Genomic DNA, 13,459 nt, shown 5'->3' with positions numbered 1-13,459 from the left:
AGCGATGCAGTATTAACGGTCACCCCGAGCAGTAGTACCTGGCATTGGCTGTGTGACTGCACAGCGAGGCCCCGGGTACTCGTCTCAGGACAATGGAGCGTCGTAGATGAGTAACAAGAATAACGATGACTTGAAGTATCAGGCCTCGGAAAACACCTTGGGACTGAATCCTGTCGTTGGGCTGCGTGGAAAGGATCTACTGGCTTCTGCTCGAATGGTGCTCAGGCAGGCCATCAAGCAACCGGTGCACAGCGCGAAACACGTTGCGCATTTCGGTCTTGAACTCAAGAACGTGCTGTTCGGTAAATCCGAACTGCAACCGAACAGCGATGACCGTCGCTTCACTGATCCGGCCTGGAGCCAGAACCCGCTCTACAAACGTTATCTGCAAACTTACCTGGCGTGGCGCAAGGAACTCCACGACTGGATTGACGAAAGCAACCTCCCGGCCAGCGATGCAGCTCGCGGGCACTTCGTGATCAACCTCATGACCGAAGCCATGGCCCCGACCAACAGCGCGGCCAACCCGGCAGCGGTCAAACGCTTCTTCGAAACCGGTGGCAAGAGCCTGCTCGACGGTCTCTCGCATCTGGCCAAGGACATGGTGCACAACGGCGGGATGCCGAGCCAGGTCAACATGGGCGCGTTCGAGGTCGGCAAGAGCCTGGGTGTGACCGAAGGCGCGGTGGTGTTCCGCAACGACGTGCTGGAGCTGATCCAATACAGGCCGATCACCGAGCAGGTCTACGAACGGCCACTGCTGGTGGTGCCGCCGCAAATCAACAAGTTCTACGTTTTCGACCTGAGCCCGGACAAGAGCCTGGCGCGATTCTGCCTTCGCAGCAACGTGCAGACTTTCATCGTCAGCTGGCGCAATCCGACCAAGGAACAGCGCGAGTGGGGCCTGACGACCTATATCGATGCGCTCAAGGAAGCGGTTGACGTCGTCACCGCAATCACCGGCAGCAAGGATGTGAACATGCTCGGCGCCTGCTCCGGTGGCATCACTTGCACCGCGCTGCTGGGTCATTACGCCGCGATCGGCGAGAACAAAGTCAATGCCCTCACCTTGCTGGTCAGCGTGCTCGATACGACCCTGGACAGCGACGTCGCCCTGTTCGTCAACGAACAGACGCTCGAAGCCGCCAAGCGCCACTCCTACCAGGCCGGCGTGCTGGAAGGCCGTGACATGGCGAAAGTCTTCGCCTGGATGCGTCCCAACGACTTGATCTGGAATTACTGGGTCAATAACTACTTGCTGGGCAATGAGCCTCCGGTCTTCGACATCCTGTTCTGGAACAACGACACCACGCGGTTGCCAGCAGCGTTCCACGGCGACCTGATCGAGATGTTCAAAAACAATCCATTGATTCGTCCAAATGCACTGGAAGTGTGCGGCACCGCTATCGACCTCAAGCAAGTGACGGCCGACATTTTTTGCCTGGCCGGCACCAACGACCACATCACCCCGTGGAAGTCCTGCTACAAGTCGGCGCAACTGTTCGGTGGCAACGTTGAATTCGTGCTGTCCAGCAGCGGGCATATCCAGAGCATCCTGAACCCGCCGGGCAATCCGAAATCCCGCTATATGACCAGCACCGAAATGGCGAGCACTGCAGATGAATGGCAAGAGAATGCCACCAAACACACCGATTCCTGGTGGCTGCATTGGCAGGCCTGGCAGGCCCAGCGTTCCGGCGAACTGAAAAAGGCCCCGACGAAACTCGGCAACAAGGCGTATCCGGCGGGCGAAGCTGCACCGGGCACATATGTACACGAACGCTAGACGCACAGACCTGTAGGAGCCGGCTTGCTGGCGATGCGAGCACCGCGGTGCATCATGTACACCGCGCAGATTCAATCGCCAGCAAGCCGGCTCCTACGGAATGGGAGTCAGGGACAACGATCCACCCACAGGGCTTGAAGCATGCCGCAACCGTTCATATTCCGTACCGTCGACCTGGATGGTCAGACCCTCCGCACGGCGGTACGTCCCGGCAAGCCTCATTTGACGCCCTTGCTGATTTTCAATGGCATCGGCGCCAACCTTGAGCTGGTGTTTCCGTTTGTGGCAGCGCTGGATCCGGACCTGGAAGTGATTGCTTTCGATGTTCCCGGTGTCGGTGGTTCGTCGACGCCCAACCGGCCTTATCGCTTTCCCGGCCTGGCCAAGCTGACGGCGCGGATGCTCGATTATCTCGACTATGGTCAGGTCAACGTGATCGGCGTGTCGTGGGGCGGTGCCCTTGCGCAGCAATTCGCTTATGACTATCCGGAGCGCTGCAAGAAACTGGTGCTGGCGGCGACGGCGGCAGGCGCGGTGATGGTGCCGGGCAAGCCAAAAGTGCTGTGGATGATGGCCAGCCCGCGACGCTACATCCAGCCGTCTCACGTGATCCGCATTGCCCCGATGATCTACGGCGGCGCGTTCCGACGCGACCCGACGCTGGCCGCCAGCCATGCGGCGAAAGTGCGTTCGGCGGGCAAGCTCGGTTACTACTGGCAGCTGTTCGCCGGGCTCGGCTGGACCAGCATTCACTGGCTGCACAAGATTAATCAGCCGACCTTGGTGCTGGCGGGGGACGACGATCCGCTAATCCCTCTGGTCAACATGCGTCTACTGGCCTGGCGGATTCCCAATGCCCAGTTGCACATCATCGATGACGGGCACCTGTTCCTGATCACGCGTGCCGAAGCGGTGGCGCCGATCATCATGAAATTCCTCCAGGAAGAACGGCAGCGTGCCGTGATGCACCCGCATCCGGCGCCATTGGGCGGTTAACCGACGCATTGTCGGTCGGCAGGATGCCGCGCCGCGCAACAACCCGCTACAGCGTCTATGGTGTTCTGGTTCGGTGTGTTTGTTTTTGGCCTGAAGACGAAGGAGTGTTGACTGATGCGTGAAAAACCAGCGAGGGAGTCTTTGCCCACTCCCGCCGTGTTCATCAACGCACAGAGTGCGATTACCGGTCTGCGCGGCCGGGATCTGATTTCGACGTTGCGCAGTGTTGCTGTCCATGGCTTGCGCAACCCGGTACACACGGCTCGGCATGCCTTGAAACTGGGCGGGCAACTAGGGCGAGTGTTGTTGGGCGATACCCTGCACCCGACCAATCCGCACGACAGTCGATTCGCCGACCCGGCATGGAGCCTCAATCCGTTTTATCGTCGCAGCCTGCAGGCCTACCTGAGCTGGCAGAAAGAGGTCAAAAGCTGGATCGACCAAAGCACCATGAGCCCTGATGATCGTGCTCGTGCGCACTTTGCCTTCGCCCTGCTCAACGATGCCGTATCGCCATCCAACAGCCTGCTCAATCCCCTGGCGATCAAGGAAATCTTCAACACTGGCGGCAACAGCCTGGTGCGCGGCATCAGTCATCTGGTTGACGATCTGCTGCACAACGACGGCCTGCCCCGGCAGGTCACCAAACAGGCATTCGAGGTCGGCAAGACCGTCGCCACCACGACGGGCTCCGTGGTGTTTCGCAACGAATTGCTGGAGCTGATCCAGTACAAGCCGATGAGCGAAAAGCAGTACTCCAAACCGCTGCTGGTGGTGCCGCCGCAAATCAACAAGTACTACATTTTCGATCTGAGCCCGCACAACAGTTTCGTCCAGTTCGCGCTCAAGAATGGCTTGCAGACCTTCATGATCAGTTGGCGCAATCCGGACGTACGCCATCGCGAATGGGGACTGTCGACTTACGTTGAAGCGGTCGAAGAGGCCATGAACGTCTGCCGCGCGATCACCGGCGCCCGCGAGGTCAACCTGATGGGTGCCTGTGCCGGCGGACTGACCATCGCCGCCCTGCAAGGCCATCTGCAGGCCAAGCGCCAACTGCGCCGTGTCTCCAGCGCAACCTACCTGGTCAGCCTGCTCGACAGCGAGCTGGAGTCTCCGGCGACCTTGTTCGCCGACGAGCAGACCCTGGAAGCCGCCAAACGTCGCTCCTATCAAAAAGGCGTGCTCGATGGCCGCGACATGGCCAAGGTCTTCGCCTGGATGCGCCCCAACGATTTGATCTGGAGTTACTTCGTCAACAATTACCTGCTGGGCAAGGAGCCGCCCGCCTTCGACATCCTCTACTGGAACAACGACAACACGCGCCTGCCTGCGGCTTTGCATGGTGACCTGCTGGACTTTTTCAAGCACAACCCGCTGAGCCATCCGGGCGGTCTCGAAGTGTGTGGCACGCCGATCGACTTGCAGAAGGTCACTGTCGACAGCTTCAGCGTCGCCGGAATCAACGACCACATCACGCCGTGGGATGCGGTGTACCGCTCAACGTTACTGCTGGGTGGCGAACGTCGCTTCGTCCTGTCCAACAGCGGCCATGTGCAGAGCATCCTCAACCCGCCGAGCAACCCGAAAGCCAATTACGTCGAGAATGGCAAATTGAGTAGCGACCCACGGGCCTGGTATTACGATGCCAAGCGTGTGGATGGCAGTTGGTGGACGCAATGGCTGGCCTGGATACAGCAACGCTCGGGTGCGCAAAAGGAAACCCACATGGCCCTCGGCAACCAGAACTATCCACCGATGGAGGCGGCGCCCGGTACTTACGTGCGCGTGCGCTGACGTTCAAACGAACCACGGCCGATGTCGGCCGTGGCAGGACCCGAACACTAAGAAGACTGGATGAAAACCCGCGACCGCATCCTCGAATGTGCCCTGCAGTTGTTCAATCAGAAGGGCGAACCGAACGTTTCCACCATGGAAGTTGCCAACGAAATGGGCATCAGCCCGGGCAACCTCTACTACCACTTCCACGGCAAGGAGCCATTGATCCTCGGGCTGTTCGAGCGCTTTCAGGCCGAATTGGCGCCGCTGCTCGACCCACCGGCGGACGTCGAGCTGGCCCCTGAAGATTACTGGCTGTTCCTGCACCTGATCGTCGAACGCTTGGCCCACTACCGGTTTCTGTTCCAGGACCTTTCGAATCTGGCCGGACGCCTGCCGAAACTGGCCAAAGGCATTCGCAACCTGCTAAACGGGCTCAAACGCACGCTGGCTTCATTGCTGGCGCGCTTGCAAGCTCAAGGGCTGCTGGTCAGCGATACCCAGGCACTGGGGCAACTGGTGGAGCAGATAACCATGACGCTGCTGTTCTCACTGGACTACCAGCGGATTCTTGATCGAGCGGGGGAAGTACGTCTGGTGGTGTACCAGATCATGATGCTGGTGGCGCCTCACCTGCTGCCATCGATGAAAGCTGCGACCGAGCAGATGGCGATGCAGTATCTGGAAGAACATTAAGATCAAAACAAAAACGCCCGACCTTGGCAGGCCGGGCGTTTTCTAGAGCCCTGAAGAATCAGGACTGACTGGTTGGCGTCGATGGAGCCGGCGCGACAGTCGGGGTGACAGCAGGCGTTGGCGCGGTCGCGGAGTTCGATGCGCTGACTGGAGCTGCGGTCGGGGTTGCCGGCTTGGCCGCTGCCACAGCTGGCTTGGCAGCGGCTTTAGGAGCTGCCGGCTTCTTCACCGCTGGCTTCTTCGCAGCAGCAGGTTTTGCCGCTGGTTTGGCTGCAGGTTTAGCGGCGGCGGTTTTAGCGGCTGGCTTTGCTGCCGGTTTGGCTGCTGGCTTGGCAGCCGCTTTAGCGGCGACCGGTTTGGCCGCTGCCTTGGCTGCTGCAGGTTTCGCTGCGGCAGTTTTTGCCGCTGGCTTGGCGGCAGGTTTGGCTGCGGCTTTTGCCAGTGGTTTAGCCGCGGTCTTTGCGGCCGGTTTGGCAGCAGGTTTTGCCGCTGCAGTCTTCGCCGCAACAGGCGCGACCTTGGCACCGGTCAGTTTTTCGATTTGCTTGGTCAGGGTATCGACCTTGCTGTGCAATGCTTTTACTTCATTGCGGCTCGGTACGCCCAGACGCGAAATGGCGCTGTTCAGACGCTTGTCGAAAGCGCCTTCGAGCTCATCCCACTTGCCCAGTGCGCGGTCTTTCACGCCGCTGATGCGCGATTTGGCCGAAGAAGCGGAGTCCTTGGCGGCGTCGACTTTTTTGCCCACGGCGCTCTTGGTGAGCTTCTCGGCTTTCTCGCCGTCCTTAACCAATGCATCGAAGAGTTTGCTGCCGTCAGTGTCGATCTTCGAGTACACGCCCAAACCAGCCAGCCAGATTTTACGGGAGTAGTCTTCGACTTTCCCGATCCACGAGCTGCCTTCTTTTTCGGTGTTCTTTTTAACAGCCATCCCGTTCTCCTTAAGATTTACGCGCGACACGTTCGAGCAATGCCGTCAGCTCATCGAGCTTAGCAGAGAGTGTCTCAACGTCATGTTTAGACGGAATGCCGATACGATTCAAGGCACTTGCGACACGCGTGTCGAACGCCTTCTCGACCCTGTCGAGTTGAACTTCGACCTTGCCCTTGAAAGTGCTCACTTCACTCTTGGCTTCGTCGATCTCGGCATTCGCTGCTTCAAGTTTCTCGGCAACTACTTTTTTGCCTTTCTTTTCAACAGATTGGCCAGCTTTCACCAACTCTTGAAAGTATTCGCTGCCCTCTTGCCCAACCTTGGCGTAGGCACCCAGGCCTGCCAGCCAGACCTTGCGGGCATAGGATTTGACGTCGCCCAGAGTACTGGTCGATGCGTCGATTTTTTTCTTCAAAATTGCTTTGGCCATGGTCCACCTCACGCGCAGAAGGTTTGAGGAACTGCCCGCGAAATTGTCGGGCTCTGGCACAAAGTAGGGAGAAAAATTAGAAACGGCACCCTAACAACTGACATAAAAGCTCGGGTGCAGCGCAAAAAAGTGTAGGAGTGAGCCTGCTCGCGAAAGCGGACTTTCAGTCAAATTGCCAGTGACTGACAGACCGCTATCGCGAGCAGGCTCACTCCTACAGGGAATCGAATTTCAGACAAAAATCAGACCAGCGCTTTATCCAGCGCCTTCTCGATTTCCGCTTTGATCATGCCGCTCATGGCCGACATCATCAGGCCGAGCTCTACATCGACCTTGATCGAATCTTCGGTGACATGCACCGCGCCCTTCACACCCGAACGCTTGAGGTTGAGGGTATCTCCGGACCACTGCGGCTCCAGGCCATATTGCTCGGAGAGTTTCTGCGCCAGCTTGTCGGCCTTCTCGCGCGCCGCTTCTTTGCCCAGGCCATGGGCACGTTCAACACTAATACGGGCCATCGAATGACTCCTGCTTATGAATGCTTTCCCGGAGCATCTTGACCTCTGCTGCGTCAAAACGTCCCGATGGTTGCCCATCTTACCTTCAGCCTTGCCAAGACAAAGCATCCCTTGGGGATTAGAATGTCGCGCATTCTCTTTTGGTGACAGCGATATGACTGATCAGCGCAAAGGCAGCGATGCCGAACCCACCACTCACTTCGGCTTCAAAAACGTTCCGGAAAGCCAGAAAGCGGAAAAAGTCGCTGAGGTTTTTCACTCGGTAGCCGCCAAATACGACCTGATGAACGACCTCCTGTCGGGCGGCATGCACCGTCTGTGGAAGCGTTTCGCGATCGAACTGTCGGGCGTTCGCACCGGTAACCGCGTGCTCGATATCGCCGGCGGCACCGGTGACCTTACCCGGAAATTCTCGCACCTCGTCGGCCCGACCGGCCAGGTGGTGCTGGCCGACATCAACGAGTCCATGCTCAAGGTCGGTCGTGACCGCTTGCTGGACCTGGGTGTGGCGGGCAACGTCGAATTCGTCCAGGCCGATGCGGAAAAACTGCCGTTCCCGGACAATCATTTCGACTGCGTGACCATCGCCTTCGGCCTGCGCAACGTGACGCACAAGGAAGACGCCCTGCGCTCCATGCTGCGTGTACTCAAGCCGGGCGGCCGTCTGCTGGTCCTCGAGTTCTCGAAGCCGACCAACGCGCTGATGTCCAAGGCCTACGACGCCTACTCGTTCGCCTTCATGCCACTGATGGGCAAGCTGATCACCAATGACTCGGAAAGCTATCGCTACCTGGCCGAATCGATCCGCATGCACCCGAACCAGGAAACCCTGAAGTCGATGATGGTCGAGGCCGGTTTCGACCGTGTGACCTATCACAACATGACCGCAGGCATCGTTGCCCTGCATCGCGGCATCAAGCCCTGATGCTGCTCGCAGGCCTGCTCGCCAGCGTTGAACTCGGTCTGAACCGGGTGCTTCGTCTCGACAGCACGGCGCTGCCGCGGCTCGCGCATTTGAGCGGCAAAGTGATTGCCGTCGATTGCCGCAGCCCGGCACTGCAATTGTTCATCCTGCCCAGCGACGAAGGCCTGATGCTGGCCTCCCAGTGGGAAACCGGCGCCGACTGCACCTTGCGCGCACCGGCTTCCAGCCTGTTGAAACTGGCGATGAGCAAGGACAAGACCTCCGTTCTGCATGGCCCTGAAGTCGAACTCGACGGTGACAGCGGTGCGCTGCTGGAACTGGCGGCGATCCTTCAGGACCTGGAGCTGGACTGGGAGTATGAACTCTCACGCTGGCTAGGCCCGGTCGCCACGCAGCTGGTCGGTGGTCATTTGCGCAGTCGCGCGCGCTGGTATCAGCAAGGATTTACCAGCCTGGGCCAGAACCTGGGCGAATACCTGGCCGAAGAGTCGCGCACCCTCGTTGGCCAGCGCGAAGCCGAAGCGCGATTCAGTGAACTGGACCAGATCAAGCTCGATCTGGAACGTCTCGAGGCGCGTTTCGAGCGCCTTTCCCGATCCCCCGACCCAAGCGATAACGCATGAAGCTGCTTGCCGTCCGCCGTTTGTTGCGCATCCAGCGCGTCGTGATTCGCTACCGCCTCGATGACCTGCTGTTCGCCCTGCCGCTGCCCTGGTTCCTGCGGGTATTGCGTTATGCCTTGCCGTGGCGCTGGTTCCCCCGCAGGACCCTGGACCTGAGCCGCGGCGCGCGACTGCGTCTGGCACTGCAGGACCTGGGGCCGATCTTCATCAAGTTCGGTCAGATCCTGTCTACCCGCCGCGACTTGCTGCCAGAAGACATCGCTGATGAACTGATGAAGTTGCAGGACCGCGTGCCGCCATTCGACTCGCAGGTCTCGGTCAAGCTGATCGAAGAACAGCTCGGCAAGAAAATCAGCGAGGTGTTCAGCCGTTTCGACGTCGAACCACTGGCCTCGGCCTCGGTGGCGCAGGTGCATGCCGCGCAGCTGAAAACCGGCGAAGAAGTGGTGGTCAAGGTGATCCGCCCGGGCCTCAAACCGGTGATCGCCCAGGACCTGGCGTGGCTGTTCATCCTCGCCCGCGCCGCCGAAAAACTCTCGGCCGATGCACGCCTGTTGCACCCGGTGGACGTGGTCAGCGACTACGAAAAAACCATCTATGACGAACTCGACCTGCTGCGCGAGGCGGCCAACGCCAGCCAGCTGAAGCGCAATTTCGAAGGTTCGCCGCTGCTGTATGTGCCGCAAGTCTACTGGGACTGGTGCCGTCCGAAAGTGCTGGTGATGGAGCGTATCTACGGCATTCAGGTGACCGATCTGGCGACCCTGGCCGACCAGCGCACCGACATGAAAATGCTCGCCGAACGCGGTGTGGAGATCTTTTTCACCCAAGTGTTCCGCGACAGTTTCTTCCACGCCGATATGCACCCCGGCAATATTTTCGTCAGCACCGTGAGCCCGTGGAGCCCGCAATACATAGCGATCGACTGCGGCATCGTCGGCAGCCTGACCCCGGAAGACCAGGATTACCTGGCACGCAACCTGTTCGCCTTCTTCAAGCGTGATTACCGGCGCGTGGCGCAGTTGCACATCGATTCGGGCTGGGTGCCGGCGGAAACCAAGCTCAACGAATTCGAAGCGGCGATCCGCACCGTTTGCGAGCCGATTTTCGAAAAACCGTTAAAAGATATTTCATTTGGCCAGGTGCTGATGCGCCTGTTCCAGACCGCGCGCCGCTTCAACATGGAAGTGCAGCCGCAACTCGTTCTGCTGCAGAAAACCCTGCTCAATATCGAAGGCCTGGGACGTCAGTTGTACCCGGATCTCGATTTGTGGAACACCGCGCAGCCATTTCTCGAACGCTGGATGCGCGAAAGGGTCAGCCCCAAAGCCTTGATTGGCAATGTGCAGAGCCAGTTCGAACAGCTCCCGCACCTGGCCAACATGGCCCGCGATCTGCTCGAACGCATGTCCCAACCCCACGCCTACGACCCGCCGCCACCGTGGCACCGTCGTCGCGATGACTGGTTCTTGCGTCTGCTCGGCACGGCGCATCTGGCGGGTGGCGCGATCCTCGCCGCTGGTGGCCCGCTGAATGAACTGGCCTATTGGCCCGCCGGGATCATGATGGCGGTCGGCTTGTATCTGGTCGTTCGCCGATAGCCAGTTGCGTGAACGACTGGCACACTGTTTCAACGCTTGGGTTCGACTAATGAAGTGTTGAACCCGCTGTCGGAGTCGAAGATGAAAAACTGGCTGGACGAGATCAAGTGGGACGCTGACGGCCTGGTGCCCGCGATTGCCCAGGATCACAAGACCGGGCGCGTCCTGATGATGGCCTGGATGAACCGCGAAGCGCTGGAACTGACCGCTGCCGAAAACCGCGCGATTTACTGGTCACGTTCCCGTGGCAAGCTGTGGCGCAAGGGCGAAGAGTCCGGCCATGTGCAAACCCTGCATGAGATGCGCCTGGACTGCGACGCCGACGTGATCATCCTGATGGTCGAGCAAATCGGTGACATCGCTTGCCATACCGGCCGCCAGAGCTGCTTCTACCGCGTCTACAAAAACGGCGACTGGACAACGGTCGACCCGGTTCTGAAAGATCCGCACGCCATCTATTCCGCTTTTGCAGGACACAAACATGAGTGACACTCTGACCCGCCTGGCTCAAGTGCTGGAGGAGCGCAAAGGCGCCGCCGCCGACAGTTCCTATGTCGCCAGCCTGTACCACAAGGGCTTGAACAAGATTCTGGAAAAAGTCGGCGAAGAGTCGGTCGAAACCATCATTGCCGCCAAGGACGCCGCCGTCAGTGGTGACTGCAGCGATGTGATCTACGAAACCGCCGATCTGTGGTTCCACAGCATGGTCATGCTCGCCCAACTGGGGCAGCATCCACAGGCTGTACTCGATGAACTGGACCGTCGTTTCGGTCTGTCGGGACACGCCGAGAAAGCCTCGCGTCCGTCCGCCTGAATAACTATTAGAGAGGAGCAGCAACATGGGCATTTTTGACTGGAAACACTGGGTCGTCATCCTGGTTGTTGTCGTACTGGTGTTTGGCACCAAGAAACTGAAAAACCTCGGCACCGATGTCGGCGAATCGATCAAGGGCTTTCGTAAAGCCATGAACGATGACGAAAAACCGGCCGACCCGACGGCCACTCCAGCCCAACCGGTTCCGCCGGTTCAGCCTCAGGCCTCTGTCAATCAGCCGCACACCATTGACGTGCAGGCGCAGAAAGTCGAAGAGCCGATTCGCAAAGACGTGTGAGCACTGACTAATGTTTGGTATCAGCTTCTCTGAACTGCTGCTCGTCGGCCTCGTTGCCCTGCTGGTGCTGGGTCCCGAGCGCTTGCCGGGCGCAGCGCGCACCGCCGGCCTGTGGGTCGGGCGACTGAAGCGCAGCTTCAACGCGATCAAACAGGAAGTTGAACGTGAAATCGGTGCCGACGAGATTCGTCGGCAACTGCACAACGAGCACATCCTGTCGCTTGAACAGGAGGCGCGGAAAATTTTCACGCCGACCCAGCAGGAGCCTGCGCCGGTCGAGCACGTGGGAGGGCAGACGATTCAAGCACTTGCCCCTGCGACAGCACCGGCAGTTGCAGCTGTCGAGTCTGCTCCCCCTGTAGCAGCCACTCCGGTTGAACCCGTTACACCTGCGGCTGCGCCCGTTGCGCCGGCCCCTCATGACCCAACACTGCCGCCGCGAGCCCCATGAGCGATCTCCCAGAAAACGACCAGCACATGCCGCTGGTTTCGCACCTCACCGAGTTGCGTACCCGTCTGCTGCGCTGTGTAGCGGCGATCTTCATCATTTTTGCCGGGCTGTTCGCCTTCACCCAGCAGATCTACACCTTCGTTTCGACGCCGCTGCGTGCTTATCTGCCGGCCGGCGCGACGATGATCGCCACCGATGTGTCGTCGCCATTCCTGACGCCGTTGAAGCTGACGATGATGGTCTCGCTGTTCCTGGCGATCCCGGTGATCCTGCATCAGATCTGGGGCTTCATCGCACCCGGCCTGTACAAGCATGAAAAACGCATCGCCGTGCCCTTGCTGGTCTCCAGCATCTTTCTGTTCTATGCCGGCATGGCGTTCGCCTACTTCCTGGTGTTCCCGCTGATCTTCAAGTTCTTCGCCGCCGCCACGCCGGCCGGTGTGGAAATGATGACCGACATCACCAGCTACCTCGATTTCGTCATGACGCTGTTCTTCGCCTTCGGCGTGGCGTTCGAAATTCCGGTGGCTGTGGTGTTGCTGGTGTGGATTGGCGTGGTCGACGTCAAATACCTGAAGAAAATCCGTCCGTACGTGATCATCGGCTGCTTCGTGGTCGGCATGATCCTGACCCCGCCGGATATCTTCTCGCAGACCCTGCTGGCCGTACCGATGTGGATGCTGTTCGAAGTCGGCATCCTGTTCAGCAGCCTGATCAGCAAGCGTGGCGAGCATCCGGACGATCAACCGGCTGACGATCACAACGACCAGCCGCCAGCGACCCAAGCGTGAACCTGCTGTTACTGGAAGAGGCCGATTTCATTGCGGCCGACCGGGTGATCCTGCGTGATCGCCGGTTGACCCACATGCAGGAAGTCCATCGCTGCGAAGTCGGCGACAGCCTGCGTGTCGGGCGCATCGGCGGGCTCATGGGCTCGGCCGAAGTGCTGCGCCTGGATACTGCCGAAGCCGAATTGCGCGTTACCCTCGATCAACCACCGCCGACCAAGCTGCCGTTGACCCTGGTGCTGGCCCTGCCACGCCCCAAAATGCTGCGCAGGGTGTTTCAGACTGTTGCAGCCATGGGTGTGCCACGCATCGTGCTGGTGAACAGCTACCGCGTCGAGAAGAGCTTCTGGCAGACGCCATTCCTGGAGCCTGAAGCCATTCGCGAGCAACTGATCCTCGGCCTGGAACAAGCGCGGGACACTGTGCTGCCGGAAGTTGTGATCGAGAAACGCTTCAAACCCTTCGTTGAAGACCGCCTGCCTGCGATGACCGAAGGCACCCTCGGCCTGGTTGGCCATCCGGGCAACTACCCGCCCTGCCCGCGTGCCTTGAGCGAACCGGTAACCCTGGCCATCGGCCCTGAAGGTGGCTGGATTCCCTACGAAATCGACCTGCTGGGCAAATCCGGCCTGCAACCGGTGCAACTGGGCGAGCGCATCCTGCGCGTCGAAACCGCCGTGACGGCCTTGCTCGCACGACTCTTCTAACCGACTCTGAGAAATCCGTAGGCGCGAGCCTGCTAGCGATGGCGGTGTACCAGCCAACATTGAAGTGGCTGACACTCCGCCGTCCGCTTATCGGGCAGCGCCTACAGAACCCC

16 protein-coding genes are annotated in these 13,459 nt (G+C 59.5%); 13 read left to right on the top strand and 3 right to left on the bottom strand.

Annotation, left to right across the window (positions count from 1 at the left end; all coding sequences use genetic code 11):
• Positions 1 to 106 precede the first annotated feature (106 nt).
• From phaC (D8U73_RS05410) to D8U73_RS05395, 4 genes are all read left to right on the top strand, one after another.
• A complete protein-coding gene (phaC, locus tag D8U73_RS05410) occupies positions 107 to 1,786 on the top strand; it encodes a class II poly(R)-hydroxyalkanoic acid synthase (RefSeq protein ID WP_130903897.1) in 1,680 nt (559 codons plus the stop codon).
• A gap of 141 nt (positions 1,787 to 1,927) precedes the next feature.
• Positions 1,928 to 2,782, top strand: a complete 855-nt coding sequence (gene phaZ / locus D8U73_RS05405; protein WP_056852252.1) for a poly(3-hydroxyalkanoate) depolymerase — start codon at positions 1,928 to 1,930, stop codon at positions 2,780 to 2,782.
• A gap of 114 nt (positions 2,783 to 2,896) precedes the next feature.
• Complete coding sequence (gene phaC / locus D8U73_RS05400) at positions 2,897 to 4,579, top strand: class II poly(R)-hydroxyalkanoic acid synthase (protein WP_056852251.1); 1,683 nt, start codon at positions 2,897 to 2,899, stop codon at positions 4,577 to 4,579.
• A 60-nt stretch (positions 4,580 to 4,639) separates the two neighbouring features.
• The gene (locus tag D8U73_RS05395) at positions 4,640 to 5,257 is read left to right on the top strand and encodes a TetR/AcrR family transcriptional regulator (RefSeq protein ID WP_130903896.1); all 618 of its coding nucleotides are present in this window, start codon (positions 4,640 to 4,642) and stop codon (positions 5,255 to 5,257) included.
• A gap of 58 nt (positions 5,258 to 5,315) precedes the next feature.
• Here the strand turns inward: D8U73_RS05395 and D8U73_RS05390 are convergent, their stop codons facing one another.
• From D8U73_RS05390 to D8U73_RS05380, 3 genes are all read right to left on the bottom strand, one after another.
• Positions 5,316 to 6,188, bottom strand: coding sequence for a phasin family protein (locus D8U73_RS05390; RefSeq protein ID WP_056852249.1), 873 nt, complete (start codon positions 6,186 to 6,188; stop codon positions 5,316 to 5,318).
• Positions 6,189 to 6,198: 10 nt separating this feature from the next.
• Positions 6,199 to 6,621, bottom strand: a complete 423-nt coding sequence (locus tag D8U73_RS05385; protein WP_130903895.1) for a phasin family protein — start codon at positions 6,619 to 6,621, stop codon at positions 6,199 to 6,201.
• 242 nt (positions 6,622 to 6,863) lie between these two features.
• On the bottom strand, positions 6,864 to 7,139 hold the full coding sequence (locus tag D8U73_RS05380; RefSeq protein ID WP_056852247.1) for a polyhydroxyalkanoic acid system family protein: 276 nt from the start codon (positions 7,137 to 7,139) through the stop codon (positions 6,864 to 6,866).
• 154 nt (positions 7,140 to 7,293) lie between these two features.
• Between D8U73_RS05380 and ubiE the strand changes: the two genes are divergently transcribed.
• The 9 genes from ubiE to D8U73_RS05335 all read left to right on the top strand — a co-directional run bounded on the left by ubiE (position 7,294) and on the right by D8U73_RS05335 (position 13,346).
• Positions 7,294 to 8,064, top strand: a complete 771-nt coding sequence (gene ubiE / locus D8U73_RS05375) for a bifunctional demethylmenaquinone methyltransferase/2-methoxy-6-polyprenyl-1,4-benzoquinol methylase UbiE (protein WP_007989286.1) — start codon at positions 7,294 to 7,296, stop codon at positions 8,062 to 8,064.
• The gene (locus D8U73_RS05370; protein ID WP_130903894.1) at positions 8,064 to 8,687 is read left to right on the top strand and encodes an SCP2 domain-containing protein; all 624 of its coding nucleotides are present in this window, start codon (positions 8,064 to 8,066) and stop codon (positions 8,685 to 8,687) included. The genes ubiE and D8U73_RS05370 overlap by 1 nt, the downstream gene beginning before the upstream one ends.
• A complete protein-coding gene (gene ubiB / locus D8U73_RS05365; protein WP_056852245.1) occupies positions 8,684 to 10,288 on the top strand; it encodes a ubiquinone biosynthesis regulatory protein kinase UbiB in 1,605 nt (534 codons plus the stop codon). The genes D8U73_RS05370 and ubiB overlap by 4 nt, the downstream gene beginning before the upstream one ends.
• A gap of 81 nt (positions 10,289 to 10,369) precedes the next feature.
• Positions 10,370 to 10,777, top strand: coding sequence for a phosphoribosyl-AMP cyclohydrolase (hisI, locus tag D8U73_RS05360; protein WP_056852244.1), 408 nt, complete (start codon positions 10,370 to 10,372; stop codon positions 10,775 to 10,777).
• Positions 10,770 to 11,102 carry a phosphoribosyl-ATP diphosphatase gene (locus D8U73_RS05355; protein WP_046816939.1) on the top strand — a complete coding sequence of 111 codons (333 nt, stop codon included), beginning with the start codon at positions 10,770 to 10,772 and terminating at the stop codon, positions 11,100 to 11,102. Before hisI ends, D8U73_RS05355 begins: the two co-directional genes overlap by 8 nt.
• 25 nt (positions 11,103 to 11,127) lie before the next feature.
• Positions 11,128 to 11,400 (top strand): twin-arginine translocase TatA/TatE family subunit, encoded by a 273-nt coding sequence (locus D8U73_RS05350; protein WP_056852243.1) that lies wholly within the window; start codon positions 11,128 to 11,130, stop codon positions 11,398 to 11,400.
• A 10-nt stretch (positions 11,401 to 11,410) separates the two neighbouring features.
• Positions 11,411 to 11,851, top strand: a complete 441-nt coding sequence (gene tatB / locus D8U73_RS05345; protein ID WP_130903893.1) for a Sec-independent protein translocase protein TatB — start codon at positions 11,411 to 11,413, stop codon at positions 11,849 to 11,851.
• Positions 11,848 to 12,642 (top strand): twin-arginine translocase subunit TatC, encoded by a 795-nt coding sequence (gene tatC / locus D8U73_RS05340; protein ID WP_056852241.1) that lies wholly within the window; start codon positions 11,848 to 11,850, stop codon positions 12,640 to 12,642. Before tatB ends, tatC begins: the two co-directional genes overlap by 4 nt.
• Positions 12,639 to 13,346: a 16S rRNA (uracil(1498)-N(3))-methyltransferase gene (locus D8U73_RS05335; protein ID WP_130903892.1), complete on the top strand. Its 708-nt coding sequence runs from the start codon at positions 12,639 to 12,641 to the stop codon at positions 13,344 to 13,346. The genes tatC and D8U73_RS05335 overlap by 4 nt, the downstream gene beginning before the upstream one ends.
• Positions 13,347 to 13,459: the final 113 nt, after the last annotated feature.

This window comes from Pseudomonas sp. Sample_22, assembly GCF_004307635.1.
Taxonomy (GTDB): domain Bacteria; phylum Pseudomonadota; class Gammaproteobacteria; order Pseudomonadales; family Pseudomonadaceae; genus Aquipseudomonas.
Note: the sequence above shows the minus strand (reverse complement) of the source record. Positions and strands in the feature narration are given on the sequence as shown.

Excerpts from the sequence above, each read along its gene's own strand:
- phaC (WP_130903897.1), top strand. The coding sequence starts at position 107 with ATGAGTAACAAGAATAACGATGACTTGAAGTATCAGGCCTCGGAAAAC.
- phaC (WP_056852251.1), top strand. The coding sequence starts at position 2,897 with ATGCGTGAAAAACCAGCGAGGGAGTCTTTGCCCACTCCCGCCGTGTTC.
- D8U73_RS05390 (WP_056852249.1), bottom strand. The coding sequence starts at position 6,188 with ATGGCTGTTAAAAAGAACACCGAAAAAGAAGGCAGCTCGTGGATCGGG.
- D8U73_RS05355 (WP_046816939.1), top strand. The coding sequence starts at position 10,770 with ATGAGTGACACTCTGACCCGCCTGGCTCAAGTGCTGGAGGAGCGCAAA.
- D8U73_RS05350 (WP_056852243.1), top strand. The coding sequence starts at position 11,128 with ATGGGCATTTTTGACTGGAAACACTGGGTCGTCATCCTGGTTGTTGTC.
- hisI (WP_056852244.1), top strand. The coding sequence starts at position 10,370 with ATGAAAAACTGGCTGGACGAGATCAAGTGGGACGCTGACGGCCTGGTG.
- D8U73_RS05380 (WP_056852247.1), bottom strand. The coding sequence starts at position 7,139 with ATGGCCCGTATTAGTGTTGAACGTGCCCATGGCCTGGGCAAAGAAGCG.
- tatB (WP_130903893.1), top strand. The coding sequence starts at position 11,411 with ATGTTTGGTATCAGCTTCTCTGAACTGCTGCTCGTCGGCCTCGTTGCC.
- ubiB (WP_056852245.1), top strand. The coding sequence starts at position 8,684 with ATGAAGCTGCTTGCCGTCCGCCGTTTGTTGCGCATCCAGCGCGTCGTG.
- D8U73_RS05385 (WP_130903895.1), bottom strand. The coding sequence starts at position 6,621 with ATGGCCAAAGCAATTTTGAAGAAAAAAATCGACGCATCGACCAGTACT.
- ubiE (WP_007989286.1), top strand. The coding sequence starts at position 7,294 with ATGACTGATCAGCGCAAAGGCAGCGATGCCGAACCCACCACTCACTTC.
- D8U73_RS05395 (WP_130903896.1), top strand. The coding sequence starts at position 4,640 with ATGAAAACCCGCGACCGCATCCTCGAATGTGCCCTGCAGTTGTTCAAT.
- tatC (WP_056852241.1), top strand. The coding sequence starts at position 11,848 with ATGAGCGATCTCCCAGAAAACGACCAGCACATGCCGCTGGTTTCGCAC.
- phaZ (WP_056852252.1), top strand. The coding sequence starts at position 1,928 with ATGCCGCAACCGTTCATATTCCGTACCGTCGACCTGGATGGTCAGACC.
- D8U73_RS05370 (WP_130903894.1), top strand. The coding sequence starts at position 8,064 with ATGCTGCTCGCAGGCCTGCTCGCCAGCGTTGAACTCGGTCTGAACCGG.